Source organism: Streptomyces sp. NPDC002588 (genome assembly GCF_040295925.1).
In the GTDB taxonomy this organism is placed as follows: domain Bacteria; phylum Actinomycetota; class Actinomycetes; order Streptomycetales; family Streptomycetaceae; genus Streptomyces.
On record NZ_JBEOWF010000014.1, the window covers coordinates 58,845 to 73,881 of the forward strand.

A 15,037-nucleotide genomic window follows, 5' to 3' on the forward strand; every position below is an offset into this window, starting at 1 on the left:
CGGGTGTCCCCCGTGCACTCCCTGCGCGCGCTCTACGCGACGGGCACACCACGGGAAGCCAGCCACGGGACCGGATCGATGGACGAGCCCAGTTCCGGGGTGACCCGCACCTCGAAGTGCAGATGCGGACCGGTGGAATTGCCGCTGGTGCCGGACTGGCCGATCCACTGGCCGGGCGTCACCCGGTCGCCCTGGTCGACGGTGACGGCGGCGAGATGGGCGTACTGGGTGCAGTAGCCGTCGGCGTGCCGGATCACGACCTGGATACCGAAGGCGCCCCCGCAGGCCACGCGCACCACGCGCCCCGCGCCGACCGCCCGCACGGGCGTCCCGATCGGCACCGCGAAGTCCTGACCGGTGTGCCGGTTCACCCAGCGGTCGCCGCCACTGCCGAAGCCCGCGGACAGGGTGTACGTCTCGACGGGGGTGACCCACTCGCCCGTGAACCGCGCCGACGGCTGGCCGAGGCGCACGGCCCCACGGCAGGACCCGGCGGCCACCGACGCGTCCGCCTCCCCCTGCAACTGCCACCGGGCCTCCTCGAGCTTGTCCTCGATGCCCTTCTTCAGGCCGGCGAGCTCGATCCTGCGCCGCTCGACCGCCTGCCAGGCCGCGGTGGCCCTCGCCTCGTCGGCGGACAGCCGCGCCCGGGCCCGGCGGCTCTTGCCGATCGCGTTCCCGACGGCCAGATTCACCTGGGAGAACACATGCTGACCGCGCATCAGCGCGTCCGGACTGCTCGCCAGCACCAACTGCGCGGCGAGCGGCAGCCCGCCCCCCTCGCGGTACTGGGAACGGGCGATCCTGCCCAGCTCCTCCCGCAGCACGGTGATCTCCCGCCGTTCGCGGGCGAGGAGTCCCTCCAGCCGCCTGACCTCCACCTCCTGCACCTCAGCCGCCCGCCGGCCCTCCTCGTACCGCTGCGTGGCCACCGACGCGTCCTCGTACAGCCGCTCCACCTGCGCACTGAGCCCCGCGTCCGGGCCGTCGCCGGGCTCCCCGTCCGCCGCCGTCGGCCGGGCCGCGAGCACGGCGGCCGAGAACAGCAGCACCGCAACGAGCCTGGAAGGACGGCGAAGTGAGCGCATGTCAGCGATCGTGACCCGGCCGACCCGGTCCGGTCCTGTTGGAGTCGTACGGCCGGGGGACACCCCGCCCCTGATGGCCCAACGACGGCCCCGGGCCGGACGCCCGGGCCTACGAGAGCGCCACCAGCAGCTCCGCAGCCGCCTCCCGCTCGGCCATCCTGCGCAACGGCCCCTCCACGGCGACCAGTTCCGGGTACGTACCGCGCTGCACGACCCGGCCCGCGTCCAGCACCAGCACCTCGTCCACCTGCTCGAGCCCCGCCAGCCGGTGGGTGATGAGCAGGGTCGTCCGGCCCTCGGTGGCCGTCAGCAGGTCCGCGGTGAGCGCGTCGGCGGTCGGCAGGTCGAGATGTTCGGCGGGCTCGTCGAGCACCAGCACGGGGAAGTCGGCGAGCAGCGCCCGGGCCAGCGCGAGCCGCTGGCGCTGGCCGCCGGAGAGCCGGGCGCCGTGCTCGCCGACAAGCGTGTCCAGCCCGTCGGGCAGCCCGTCCGCCCAGTCCAGCAGCCGCGCCCGGCCCAGCGCGTCCCGCAGTTCGTCCTCACTCGCGCCCTTCCTGGCCAGAAGCAGGTTCTCGCGGACCGAGCTGTCGAAGAGGTGCGCGTCCTGCGCACACAGTCCGACGAACCGCCGTACGCCGTCGCCGTCCAGGGCCTGGGCGTCCACCCCACCGAGCGTGTAAGAGCCCGCCTCCGTGTCCAGGAACCGCAGCAGTACCTGCGCGAGCGTCGTCTTGCCGGAGCCGGACGGCCCCACGACGGCGATCCGGCGTCCCCGCACCAGGGTCAGGTCGACGCCGGCCAGCGCGTCCCGCTCCTGCCCGGCGTGGCGGGCGGTGAGCCCCGTGACGACGAGCGGGAAGGGCGAGGCGGGCGCCTGCCGGGGCCGCTCCGGCTCGTGCACCGGCTCGGGGGAGTCCAGTACCTCGTACACCCGTTCCGCGCTCCTGCGCACCCGCTGGCGGTACTGCACGGCGAGCGGCAGTCCCAGCACAGCCTCGAAGGCGGCCAGCGGGGTCAGGACGACCACCGCCATGGTCACGCCGTCCAGCCGCCCGGCGGCGACCGCCGAGGCCCCCACGAGCGCGGCGGCCGCGACGGTCAGCCCGGACACGAGCGCACTCAGGCCGTCGCCGAGCGCGGTGGCGGTGGCCGCCCGCGAGGCGATCCGGGTGAGCACGCCGTCGGCCGCGCGCACCTCGGCGGTACGCGCGGGCAGGGCGCCCGCGACGGTCAGCTCGGCGGTGCCGGTGAGCAGGTCCGCCGTGCGCGTGGCGAGCACCCCTCGGGCGGGCGCGAGCCGACGCTCGGCCCGGCGTGCCACCGCACCGGTGACCAGCGGGACACCCACCCCGGCCGCCAGCAGTCCGGCCGCCAGCACCGCCCCCGCCTCGGGCAGCAGCCATGCCGTGAACGCGACCGAACCGGCCGACACGACGGCTCCGGCAGCGGCGGGCAGGAGCCAGCGCAGCCAGTAGTCCTGCAGGGCGTCCACATCGGCGACCAGCCGGGTCAGAAGGTCGCCCCGGCGGGTCGTGCGCAGCCCCGCGGGCGCCAACCGCTCCAGGCGCCGGAAGACGGCGACCCTGGTGTCGGCCAGCATCCGCAGCACGGCGTCGTGCGACACGAGCCGCTCGGCGTACCGGAACACAGCCCGCCCGATGCCGAAGGCGCGGGTCGCCGTGACGGCCACCATCAGATACAGGACCGGCGGCTGCTGCGAGGCCCGTGAGATGAGCCAGCCAGAGGTCGCCATCAGCCCTACGGCGCTGCCGAGGGCGAGACTGCCGAGCAGCAGTGCGAGAAGGAGCCGACCGCGGCGGGCGCCCGCCATGCCACGGATCCGGGCGAGGACGCCGGCCCCGGTCCCGGGCGCTGTCGTGATGGTGCCGGCTCCCTCCTCCAACGGGCCGGGAACGGCCTGCGGGGCGGTGTGCACGGGACGGTGAGCCTCGGAGCCGGCCAGTTCCGCCTGCCGGCTTTCCGTGTCCAGGCGCACGACCCGGTCCGCCACCCCCAGCAGCGCCGGCCGGTGCACCACCAACAGGACGGTCCGCCCGGCCGCGAGGCGCCGTACGGCCGCCACGACCTCCGCCTCGGTCTCGCCGTCGAGCGCTGCCGTCGGCTCGTCCAGCAGCAGCACGGGCCGGTCCGCGAGGAAGGCGCGGGCCAGCGCGAGCCGCTGCCGCTGCCCGGCGGAGAGCCCGGACCCGTCCTCGCCCAGAACGGTGCCGAGCCCGTCGGGCAGCGCGGCCACGAAGTCCAGCGCCCCCGCGTCCGCCAGCGCCCGGCGTACCGCGGCCTCGTCGGCGTCGGGACGCGCCAGCCGTACGTTCTCGGCGATCGTTCCGGCGTAAAGATGCGGCCGCTGCGGCACCCACGCGATCCGCGAACGCCACTGCTCCAGATCGAGGTCGGCGAGGTCGACTCCCCCGATCCGCACCCGGCCCTCGGTCGGCCGCACGAAGCCCAGGAGGGTGTGCAGCAGCGTCGACTTGCCCACACCGCTCGGGCCGACGAGCGCCACGGTCTCCCCCGGTTCGAGGGCGAAGGTCACGTCCGACACCGCGTCGGACGTACGTCCGGGGTAGCGGACCGTCACGCCCTCGAGGGCCAGCCGGCCCGTCGGGACCGCTGCCGTACCCGACGCCGGAACCGGTGTCTCCAGCACGGCGAAGATCTCCTCCGCGGCCGCCAGCCCCTCCGCGGCCGCGTGGTACTGCGCCCCAACCTGCCGCAGCGGCAGATACGCCTCGGGCGCGAGCACGAGGATGACCAAACCGATGTACAGATCCATCTCGCCGTGCACGAGCCGCATGCCGATCGTCACGGCGACCAGTGCCACCGAGAGCGTGGAGAGCAACTCCAGCGCGAACGACGAGATGAAGGCGATCCGCAGTGTCCGCATGGTCGCCTGGCGGTACTCACCGGTGATCCGCCGGATCGACTCGGCCTGCGCCTTGGCCCGTCCGAACACCTTGAGCGTGGGCAGCCCGGCGACCACGTCCAGGAAGTGCCCGGAGAGCCGGGACAGCAGCCGCCACTGCCGGTCCATCCGCGCCTGCGTGGCCCAGCCGATCAGCATCATGAAGACCGGGATCAGGGGGAGGGTGGCGACGATGATGGCCGCCGAGACCCAGTCCTCGGTGACGATCCGCGCCAGCACCGCGAACGGCACGACCACCGCCAGCCCCAGCTGCGGGAGATAGCGGGAGAAGTAGTCGTCGAGGGCGTCCACGCCCCGGGTGGCGAGGGCGACCAGCGAACCGGTGCGCTGCCCGCCGAGCCAGCCGGGCCCCAGGGCGGCAGCACGCTCCAGCAGCCGCCCCCGCAGCTCCGATTTCACAGCGGCGCTCGCGCGGTGCGCGGAGAGCTCGGTGAGCCAGGCGATCAGCGCTCGGCCTACCGCCACGGCCACCAACAGCAGCAGGGGAGTGCGGAGTGCGGCCACGGACAGGCCGTGCTGGAAGGCTCCGACCACCACCTCGGCGACAAGCATCGCCTGGGCGATGACGAGCACGGCCCCGAGGGCGCCCAGCGCGACGACCGCCACCAGGAAGACGCGTGTCGCACGGGCGTATCGGAGCAGGCGCGGATCGATTGGTTTCACGTGAAACATGCCCTTCGGTCCCGTGGGGTGTGTTTCACGTGAAACACACCCCGGTCGGACTCAGTGCGCGGCGTCGGCGATGTGCTGCGTACCGATCCGCTTGCGGAACACCCAGTACGTCCACCCCTGGTAGAGCATCACCAGCGGCGTGGCGATCGCCGCGCACCAGGTCATGATCTTCAGGGTGTAGGGGCTCGATGAGGCGTTGGTCACCGTGAGGCTCCAGTCCGCGTCGAGCGTGGACGGCATGACGTTCGGAAAGAGCGTCAGGAAGAGCATGGCCACGGCGGCCACGATGGTGACCCCCGAGAAGGCGAACGACCAGCCCTCGCGTCCCGCCTGGTTGGCCACGAGTGCCGCGACCAGGGCGGCGACCGCCACCACCAGCGCGACCAGACTCTTGGCGTCTCCGCTGTCGATCTGCGTCCACAGCAGGAAGACCAGGGCGAGAACAGCGGTGACCAGACCGACCCGAAGGGCCAGCTTCCGCGCGCGCTCCCGGATCTCACCGACGGTCTTGAGAGCCGTGAACACCGCACCGTGGAAGGTGAACAGCGTCAAGGTGACCAGACCGCCGAGCAGGGCGTACGGGTTGAGCAGGTCCCAGAGGTTGCCGACGTACTCGAAGTTCCGGTCGATCTTCACGCCTCGCGCGATGTTGCCGAAGGCCACACCCCACAGGAAGGCGGGAAGGAGCGAGGTCCAGAAGATCGCGGTCTCCCAGTTGCGCTGCCAGTGCTCCTCGGGTCGCTTGGCCCGGTACTCGAAGGCGACGCCCCGGACGATCAGGCAGACCAGGATGAGCAGCAGGGGCAGGTAGAAGCCGGAGAAGAGCGTGGCGTACCACTCTGGGAAGGCGGCGAACGTCGCGCCGCCCGCCGTGAGCAGCCACACCTCGTTGCCGTCCCAGACTGGCCCGATGGTGTTGATGAGCACCCGCTTCTCGGACCGGTCGCGGGCGAGCAGCTTGGTGAGGATGCCGACCCCGAAGTCGAAGCCCTCCAGGAAGAAGTAGCCGGTCCACAGGACGGCGATCAGGACGAACCAGACGTCGTGCAGTTCCATGACTGTGCAGCTCCCTCGGCCTAGTACGAGAAGGCCATCGGCTTGTCGGCGTCACGGGAGTCGCCGCCGATCTTCGTGGGCGGGTTGAGGTCGGCCTCGGTGAGCTCGGGCGGGCCTGCCTTCACGTACTTCACCAGCAGCTTGACCTCGACGACGGCGAGGACGGCGTACAGGGCCGTGAAGACGATCATGGAGGTGAGGACCTCGGCCTGGGAGACGCCGGGGGAGACCGCGTGCCGGGTCTGCAGGACGCCGTAGACGACCCAGGGCTGGCGGCCCATCTCGGTGAAGATCCAGCCCCAGGAGTTGGCGATCAGCGGGAAGCCGAGGGTCCAGATGGCCACCAGCCAGTAGAGCCTGGAGAGCTTGGGGCTGAGGGCCTTGTTCTTGAACAGGACCAGGTGGGGCACTTCGTCGTCGCCGACCCGCAGGTGCTGGGGCAGCATGAACTTCTTGCGGGTGAGCCAGAGTCCGGCGAGGCCGATGGCGAAGGAGGCCATGCCGAAGCCGATCATCCAGCGGAAGCCCCAGAAGGTGACGGGGATGTTGGGCCGGTAGTCGCCGGGGCCGTACTTCTCCTGCTCGGCTTTGTTGACGTCGTTGATGCCGGGGACGTACGAGGTGAAGTCGTCGTTGGCGAGGAACGACAGCAGGCCGGGGATCTCGATGGCCACACTGTTGTGGCCCTTCTCCACGTCGCCGTAGGCGAAGATCGAGAACGGCGCGGAGTCCTGGCCGTCCCACAGGGCCTCGGCGGCTGCCATCTTCATCGGCTGCTGCTTGAACATGACCTTGCCGAGGGTGTCACCGCTGATCGCCGTGAGCAGGCCGGCGATGACCACGGTGACCAGGCCGAGGCGCAGCGAGGTCTTCATGGCGGTGATGTGCTTCTTGCGGAACAGGTGGTAGGCGGCGATGCCCACCATGAAGGCGCCGCCGGTGAGGAAGGCCGCCGACAGGGTGTGGAAGACCTGGGCGAGCGCGGTGTTCTGGGTCAGCACGGCCCAGAAGTCGGTGAGCTCGGCCCGGCCCTTCTCCTTGTTGATCCGGTAGCCGACCGGATGCTGCATCCACGAGTTGGCCGCGAGGATGAAGTAGGCCGACAGGATCGTGCCGATCGAGACCATCCAGATACAGGCCAGATGGATCTTCTTCGGCAGCTTGTCCCAGCCGAAGATCCACAGCCCGATGAAGGTGGACTCGAAGAAGAAGGCGATCAGGGCCTCGAAGGCCAGCGGGGCGCCGAAGACGTCGCCGACGAAGCGCGAGTAGTCGGACCAGTTCATGCCGAACTGGAATTCCTGCACGATGCCGGTGACGACACCCATCGCGATGTTGATCAGGAAGAGCTTGCCCCAGAACTTGGTCGCCCTGAGGTACTTCTCCTTCTCGGTGCGCACCCAGGCGGTCTGCAGCCCCGCGGTCAGGGCCGCGAGGGAGATCGTCAGGGGAACGAACAGGAAGTGGTAGACGGTCGTGATGCCGAACTGCCAGCGCGCCAGGGTCTCCGGCGCCAAAGCCAGGTCCACGTCGCCGCTCCTTACCTCACAGGCTGGTGGAACACACAGGTGCGACACGCTTGTGAAAGCGTTCACATTCACAAGCAAGTATGACGCATAGCTGTTCGTTGCAGGAGAGGCGGGGGGTCCCTACTGCGGACCAAGGGTCCCTGAGAGGGGTGGACCGGTCGGCCCATGGCGCGCGAAGGGCGCCCCGGTTCCACGTGAAACCAAGGCGCCCCGAGGCCGCAGCCACCGCTCACAGTTCCTTACGGAAGCCCTCCGCCGCCTTCAGGAAGATGTCGTTCGCCTCGGTCTCGCCGACCGTCACACGCACGCCCTCACCCGGGAACGGCCTGATCACGACCCCGTGCTGCTCACAGGACTCCGCGAACGCCGCCGTCCGCTCCCCCAGCCGCAGCCACACGAAGTTGGCCTGCGACTCCGGCACCGTCCAGCCCTGGGCGCGCAGTCCGTCGACCACCCTGGTCCGCTCGCCCACGAGGGAACCGACCCGGCCGAACAACTCGTCCTCGGCCCGCAGCGAGGCGATCGCGGCCTCCTGTGCGAGTTGGCTCACACCGAACGGCACCGCCGTCTTGCGCAGCGCGGTCGCCACCGGCTCATGGGCGATCGCGAAGCCGACCCGCAGACCCGCGAGGCCGTACGCCTTCGAGAACGTCCGCAGGACACAGACGTTCGGCCGGCTCCGGTACAGCTCGACGCCGTCCGGCACCTCGGCGTCGCGGATGAACTCGCGGTAAGCCTCGTCGAGCACCACCAGGACATCGCCCGGCACCCGGTCGAGGAACCGCTCGAGCTCGGCCCGCCGTACGACCGTGCCGGTCGGGTTGTTGGGGTTGCAGACGAAGATCAGCCGGGTCCGGTCGGTGATCGCATCGGCCATCGCGTCCAGATCGTGCACATCACCCGAGGTCAGCGGCACCTGCACCGGCGTGGCACCGCTGATCCGGGTGATGATCGGGTACGCCTCGAAGGACCGCCAGGCGTAGATCACCTCGTCGCCGCGGCCCGCGGTCGACTGGACCAGCTGCTGGGCGACTCCGACCGAGCCGGTGCCGGTGGCCAGATGGGAGGCGGGGACGCCGAAGCAGTCGGAGAGTTCGTCCACCAGGGCCGTGCACGCCAGGTCCGGGTAGCGGTTGAAATTCGCGGCAGCGGCCGTCACGGCCTCCATCACGCCGGGGAGCGGCGGGTAGGGGTTCTCGTTGGAGGAGAGTTTGTAGGCCACCGGGCCGTCGGCCGCGGCGGGCCGGCCCGGCTTGTAGGTGGGAATCCCCGCCAACTCGGCGCGCAGCTTGGGGCTCGTCTCGCTCACCGCAGTCCTCCTCGTGACACCACCGGCTCCCGGCTTCAATACTGCTCACCATATGAGGATTCGGCGCGGGTGCGTACAGGTGCGGAGCCTCCTCCGGCGGGACCGGGTGCCTTTCCGTGATGTCTGCGGACGAAGGCCAACGAAGGCGTACACGTCAGGGGGCGTGTCATACATATATCTACGCGCCGGTGGCTCACGCCGTGGCGCGCATCCCTCGTGCAGGTGAGTTGAGACCTCTTCGAAACATCGGTGCCTTGGCAGGCTCATGCGTGCTCACAGGTCACGTCCTGCCATGTGAACGCTCAACTGACTTGTTTTCTAAGGCAATTGATCCCCTTTTGCCTTGCAGAAACGTGCCTGTCAACGCGTGCATATGCGTCCGCCCTACCCCACCGAATGAGCCCTACTATCGGCTCGCCATGACAGCAGCAGGGAAGCACCAGGTGAGCCGCGCGGAAACCTCACGCCGAGGCAACCGGCCGGGCCGGGCGGGCATCAGGGACGTGGCCGCCGCCGCCGGAGTCTCCATCACGACCGTCTCCGACGCCCTCAACGGCAAGGGCAGGCTCCCGGACGCCACCCGCCGCCATGTCCGCGAGGTCGCCGACCGACTGGGCTATCGCCCGTCGGCAGCGGCCCGAACCCTCCGTACCGGCAAGTCGGGTCTCATCGGCCTGACCGTGACGACGTACGGGGATGAACCTTTCACCTTCACCGAGTTCGCGTACTTCGCGGAGATGGCGCGCGCCGCCACCTCGGCGGCACTCGCCCGCGGCTACGCGCTCGTCATCCTCCCCGCGACCTCGCGCCACGACGTGTGGTCGAACGTCGCCCTGGACGGCACGGTCGTCATCGATCCGTCCGACCAGGATCCGGTCGTCGGCGAGCTCGTACGCCAGGGGTTACCGGTCGTCTCCGACGGCCGCCCGGTCGGCTCGCTGCCGGTCACCGCATGGGTCGACAACGACCACGAGGCCGCCGTCCTCGACATCCTCGACCATCTGGCCGACGCTGGCGCCCGCCGTATCGGCCTGCTGACGGGGACCACCACCGACACGTACACCCGTCTGTCCACCACGGCCTATCTGCGCTGGTGCGAGCGGGTCGGCCAGGACCCGGTGTACGAGGCGTACCCCGCCCACGACCCGTGCGCGGGCGCCGTCGCCGCCGACCGGCTGCTGGCCCGCCCCGACCGCCCGGACGCCGTCTACGGCCTGTTCGACCCCAACGGCACCGATCTGCTCGCCGCAGCCCGCCGCTACGGGCTGCGGGTGCCGGAGGACCTGCTGCTGGTGTGCTGCAGCGAGTCCACCGGGTACGCCGGCACCGAGCCGCCCATCACCACGCTCTCCCTCAAGCCCCGCCGTATCGGTACGGCGGTGGTCCAGCTGCTCATCGACGCGATCGAGGGTGTGGAGTCGGATTCGCCGGTCGAACAGGTGATACCGACCGAGCTGATCGTGCGTACCTCGTCCCAGCGACGTCCGCCACGGACCACGGTGAGCCCTCCTCGGGCGCCGGAGAAGGGCTGAGAACGGGCGTACGGCCCCGGGGACGCTGCGGCCCTCCGGGGCCTGTTCCCCGGGCTCCGAGACGGCCCCTCGCGGGCCGCTGCCACCCTCCGGGGACCTCCGCCTCCGAGGCCGCTCCGCCGGGGGCGCCTGCCCGCCTCCTGACCGCAGCACGCCCGGGCCCGGCTGCGGCCCTCGTCACACCCGCCGCTTCCTCACCGGCTGTCACATTCGGCGCTCATGCAACTGTCTCACCCGCCACTCGCGAAACCCCCGCACGCCCCCACCGCGCGCCCCCCAGGCGCTCCGAAGCCACCCCGGAAACCACCGCCGCGCCCCGTCGGTGGAACCGGTCGGGCGTGAGATGAGGGTGACCGAGCGGTGCGGGCGGGGTGAGTGAGGGATGCCGAAGCCCGGCCCAATCGGGGCGAAAGCCGCGACGAACTGGAGCCTCGCTCCGATTCACCACCCCTGGGTCGTCACACGGCCCGATCCGCATTCCTATGATGGGCGCACGGCATCCACGGGCGGCTGCGACCAGGCAGCCCGGAGGGTGCAGATGCGGCGCGATGGTGGAGGGGTCTGATGACTCAGGGGGCCGGTCAGGGACCCGAGGTGGAGCGGACGGCGACGTTGCGCGACTTCCGGGTGCCCGCGTACGTCCACGAGACCGGGCCGTACGACGACAGCGTGCATCCGGGCAACGCCGCGCCGCCCCTCGAAGAACCCCTGGAACACCCGGACGGCTACACGCCCACGCAGCGCGACCTGCCCGTCGTCCAGCGGGGCGACACGCTCCAGGTGGCCGTCGACCCGGCGCCCGCCCCCGCTCCGGTGCCCACGACCGGCCCGGGCCCGCTGTTCGTCGTCGGCGACGTGCACGGCTACCTCGAGGAGCTGGTGGCCGCGCTGCAGGAGAAGGGTCTGATCGACACGGCCGGCCACTGGTGCGCCGGCACCTCCCGGCTGTGGTTCCTCGGCGACTTCACCGACCGGGGCCCGGACGGCATCGGCGTCATCGACCTCGTGATGCGGCTGTCCGCCGAGGCCGCCGCCGCGGGCGGCTACTGCAAGGCGCTCATGGGCAACCACGAGCTGCTCCTGCTCGGCGCCAAGCGCTTCGGCGACACCCCCGTCAACTCCGGCGCGGGCACCGCCACCTTCCAGGCCGCCTGGCTGCTCAACGGCGGCCAGAAGCACGACATGGACCGCCTCCAGGACCACCATCTGCAGTGGATGGCCCGTCTCGACGCCGTCGAGGAGGTCGACGGTCATCTGCTCGTCCACTCCGACACCACCGCCTACCTCGACTACGGCGACTCGATCGAGGCGGTCAACGACACCGTCCGCGAGACGATCACGCGCAACGACGCGGACGAGGTGTGGGACCTGTTCCGCAAGTTCACCAAGCGCTTCTCCTTCCGGGACGAAGGTGGAGCCGACGCCGTCCGTTCCCTGCTCGATACGTACGGCGGCACCCGCATCGTTCACGGACACAGCCCGATTCCCTACCTGCTGGGCGAAGTCGGCTCCGAGGACGACGGCGAGGACAGCGGCGGCCCGCACGTCGAGGGCCCGCACGTCTACGCCGACGGGCTGGCCATCGCCATGGACGGCGGCGTGACCATGGCCGGAAAACTGCTGGTCCAGCAACTGCCCCTGGACGGCTGAGCGTTACCGGGGCCGCCGTGACCCTCTTCGGACCGGTCGACGGCACCGCAGGCCAGGGGCCAATTTCGGCAAACCCCCTGTCACCGCATGCCGTCGCCGCTCTACCATCGCCTTATCCGTAGCAGGCTCCCCTCCGTTTCTGCCCGACGGCTCGTTGGCATGCGAGCCCCAAGCCCTACGGAGCATCGGGGGATGCACATGAACAGCGTTCCGCAGCACCTGCACAGTGAGGACCGCCAGGAGTACGAGCGGATCCTCGACGAGGCGCTGCGCTCCGCACCACACCACCCGGAACTGGCCGCTGTCGGACAGCGGCTCAACCCCGAACAGCTGCGCACCATGGCGCTCAACGCCTCCGCACTCATCACGGCGGCCGCGGCGACCGAGTACCAGCACTATGTGAAGGTCCGCGAGGAACTGCGCCACCCGGCGCCGTCCACCCCCTCGTCCGTGCACGAATCCGGCTCGGGCGAGCCGGGCGCGGCAACGATGGGGCTCGCCACCACCATGGGGGAGGCGGCCCAGGTCGCCGAGACCGCCGGGGCGGGCGCCGTCGCCGTCGCCGCCGTGCTCACCCCCGTCCTCGCCGGTACCGCCGCGGTGATCTTCCTGCTCGTCGGGTACCTGCTCAAGGCGCTCGAACCCGAGCAGGCGGTCGCCCAGGCCATGCTCAACGTCGGATGGGCCTTCGGTGCCATCGCCGCCGCCGCGATCCTCGTGGCCACGGTCGGACTGCTGCTCACCGCCCTGCGCAACCGCCCTTCCCTGGCGGCCGGACCGTACGGCGAACTGAGCAGCGAGGTCGCCCGGGCCAAGGAGGCCTGGCGCGAAGCCCTGCTGGAACGCGGGCTCCTGCCGTTCCTGCGGGAGGCCCTCACCGACCCGGCCACCACGGCCGCGCTGCACTCCGAACCGACCCCGCCGGCCCCCACCGGCAGGCTTCCGAAGATCGGCTACGACCGTCCGGGCTTCACCAGCCCCGACGACGGCCCCGCGGCGGGCCCGCGCCCGAGCTTCAGCAGCCCGGACTACACGAGCCCGGACTTCGGCGGCCCGGAGCACCAGCCGGAATAGGCCCTCGGCTTGCGCCCCCGGACATCCCCGACCCCTCGGTCCGGGACAAGGGGAGCGCAAGCCGAACCGGTCGGAGAACACGCACGGCCGACCGACCTGTTCCGGAAGGAACGGCGGAGCCGATCCAGCCGTGTCAGTCCGCGAGCGGCAGGTACACCCTGTTGCCGCCGGCCGCGAACTCCTTGGATTTCCGGAGCATCCCCTCGGCGATCTCCTCGGGCGAGGCTCCCTCTGCGGCCTTGTCGCCGAACCGCTCTGTGATGCTTCGGCTGATCTTCATGCTGCAGAACTTCGGCCCGCACATCGAGCAGAAGTGGGCCGTCTTGGCCGGCTCCGCCGGGAGGGTCTCGTCATGGAACTCCCGTGCCGTGTCCGGGTCGAGGGCCAGGTTGAACTGGTCCTCCCAGCGGAACTCGAAGCGGGCGTCGGACAGCGCGTCGTCCCATTCCTGCGCGCCGGGGTGCCCCTTGGCGAGATCGGCCGCGTGGGCTGCGATCTTGTAGGTGATGACGCCCGTCTTGACGTCGTCGCGGTCGGGGAGGCCCAGGTGCTCCTTGGGTGTGACGTAACAGAGCATCGCCGTGCCCCACCAGGCGATCATCGCGGCGCCGATACCGGAGGTGATGTGGTCGTAGGCCGGTGCGACGTCCGTCGTCAGCGGGCCGAGCGTATAGAACGGAGCTTCATCGCAGATCTCCTGCTGAAGGTCGATGTTCTCCTTGATCTTGTGCATCGGGACATGGCCCGGGCCCTCGATCATGGTCTGTACGTTGAAACGCTTGGCGATCGTGTTGAGTTCCCCGAGTGTGCGCAACTCCGCGAACTGCGCCTCGTCGTTGGCGTCGGCGATCGAACCCGGCCGCAGGCCGTCGCCCAGCGAGTACGTGACGTCGTAGGCGGCGAGGATCTCGCAGAGCTCCTCGAAGTTCTCGTACAGGAAGGACTCCTTGTGGTGCGCGAGGCACCAGGCGGCCATGATCGAGCCGCCGCGCGAGACGATGCCGGTCTTGCGGTTCGCCGTCAGCGGCACGAACGGGAGGCGTACGCCCGCGTGGACCGTCATGTAGTCCACGCCCTGCTCGGCCTGCTCGACGACGGTGTCCTTGTAGATCTCCCAGGTCAGTTCCTCTGCCTTGCCGTCGACCTTCTCCAGCGCCTGGTAGAGCGGCACCGTGCCGATGGGGACGGGGGAGTTGCGCAGCACCCACTCACGGGTCGTGTGGATGTTGCGGCCGGTGGACAGGTCCATGACCGTGTCGGCGCCCCAACGGGTCGCCCAGGTCATCTTCTCGACCTCTTCCTCGATGGAGGACGTCACCGCGGAGTTGCCGATGTTGGCGTTGACCTTCACCAGGAACCGCTTGCCGATGATCATCGGCTCGCTCTCCGGGTGGTTGACGTTGGCCGGCAGCACCGCTCGGCCCGCCGCGATCTCCTCGCGCACCACTTCTGGCGAAATGTTCTCCCGGAGGGCCACGAACTCCATCTCGGGGGTGATCTCCCCGCGACGCGCATACGCGAGCTGAGTGACCGCCTCACCGTCCCGGCTCCGGCGCGGCAGCCGCGGCCGTCCCGGGAACACGGCGTCGAGGTTGCGCAGACCTCCGCGGGGCGAGGTGTGCTTGATGCCGTCGTCCTCGGGGCGGACGGGGCGGCCCGTGTACTCCTCGGTGTCGCCGCGGGCGATGATCCAGTTCTCGCGCAACGGCTCCAGGCCCCTGCGGACGTCGGTGTCGACGAGCGGATCGGTGTACGGGCCGGAGGTGTCGTACAGCGTGACCGACCGACCGTTGGTGAGGTGCACCTGGCGGACCGGCACCCGCAGGTCGGGGCGGGTGCCCTCGACATACCCCTTGTGCCAGCCGACGGACTTCCCGGCCTCTCGGGACTTTTCGTCCTGAATGGAGGCAGGCGTGCGTGCGTCCTTGTTGGTCATGAGACCTATCTCCCTACGCCGGCATTACCCGGTAACAGGTTCAGCGGTCGACGCAGCGGCTACCGCCTGCCGTTGTTTCATGTGAAACATCACTCGACAGTGATGACGTTCCACGTGAAACAGCGCAAAGACGTAGGTCAGCGCCCTCTCAGCCCGGTGCTCCGAGCTCCCGCGTGTGCAAAGGTGACTCCACGCTAGCGTCAATTCGGGCGCGGTGAACAGAGGGCCCCTGTCGTTCTTGCGATGA

The 15,037-nt window shown here is 70.4% G+C and carries 9 protein-coding genes; 3 read left to right on the plus strand and 6 right to left on the minus strand.

Annotation, left to right across the window (positions count from 1 at the left end; translation table 11 throughout):
• Positions 1-32: 32 nt before the first annotated feature.
• From ABT057_RS17880 to hisC, 5 genes are all read right to left on the minus strand, one after another.
• The gene (locus ABT057_RS17880) at positions 33-1,088 is read right to left on the minus strand and encodes a M23 family metallopeptidase (RefSeq protein WP_352344005.1); all 1,056 of its coding nucleotides are present in this window, start codon (positions 1,086-1,088) and stop codon (positions 33-35) included.
• Positions 1,089-1,197: 109 nt separating this feature from the next.
• Positions 1,198-4,704, minus strand: coding sequence for a thiol reductant ABC exporter subunit CydD (gene cydD, locus ABT057_RS17885; protein ID WP_352344006.1), 3,507 nt, complete (start codon positions 4,702-4,704; stop codon positions 1,198-1,200).
• Between the two features lie 51 nt (positions 4,705-4,755).
• Positions 4,756-5,760: a cytochrome d ubiquinol oxidase subunit II gene (gene cydB, locus ABT057_RS17890; protein ID WP_352344007.1), complete on the minus strand. Its 1,005-nt coding sequence runs from the start codon at positions 5,758-5,760 to the stop codon at positions 4,756-4,758.
• A gap of 20 nt (positions 5,761-5,780) precedes the next feature.
• Positions 5,781-7,289 carry a cytochrome ubiquinol oxidase subunit I gene (locus ABT057_RS17895; protein WP_352344008.1) on the minus strand — a complete coding sequence of 503 codons (1,509 nt, stop codon included), beginning with the start codon at positions 7,287-7,289 and terminating at the stop codon, positions 5,781-5,783.
• A 229-nt stretch (positions 7,290-7,518) separates the two neighbouring features.
• Positions 7,519-8,598, minus strand: coding sequence for a histidinol-phosphate transaminase (gene hisC, locus ABT057_RS17900; protein WP_352344009.1), 1,080 nt, complete (start codon positions 8,596-8,598; stop codon positions 7,519-7,521).
• A gap of 419 nt (positions 8,599-9,017) precedes the next feature.
• Here hisC and ABT057_RS17905 point away from each other — a divergent pair, with 419 nt between their 5' ends.
• The 3 genes from ABT057_RS17905 (at position 9,018) to ABT057_RS17915 (ending at position 12,854) form a co-directional block, all read left to right on the plus strand.
• The gene (locus tag ABT057_RS17905) at positions 9,018-10,130 is read left to right on the plus strand and encodes a LacI family DNA-binding transcriptional regulator (RefSeq protein ID WP_352344010.1); all 1,113 of its coding nucleotides are present in this window, start codon (positions 9,018-9,020) and stop codon (positions 10,128-10,130) included.
• Between the two features lie 564 nt (positions 10,131-10,694).
• A complete protein-coding gene (locus ABT057_RS17910; protein ID WP_352344011.1) occupies positions 10,695-11,780 on the plus strand; it encodes a metallophosphoesterase in 1,086 nt (361 codons plus the stop codon).
• Between the two features lie 192 nt (positions 11,781-11,972).
• Positions 11,973-12,854 (plus strand): hypothetical protein, encoded by an 882-nt coding sequence (locus ABT057_RS17915; RefSeq protein WP_352344012.1) that lies wholly within the window; start codon positions 11,973-11,975, stop codon positions 12,852-12,854.
• Between the two features lie 133 nt (positions 12,855-12,987).
• Here ABT057_RS17915 and thiC read toward each other — a convergent pair whose 3' ends face one another.
• Complete coding sequence (gene thiC, locus ABT057_RS17920; protein ID WP_352344013.1) at positions 12,988-14,790, minus strand: phosphomethylpyrimidine synthase ThiC; 1,803 nt, start codon at positions 14,788-14,790, stop codon at positions 12,988-12,990.
• Between the last annotated feature and the right edge of the window lie 247 nt (positions 14,791-15,037).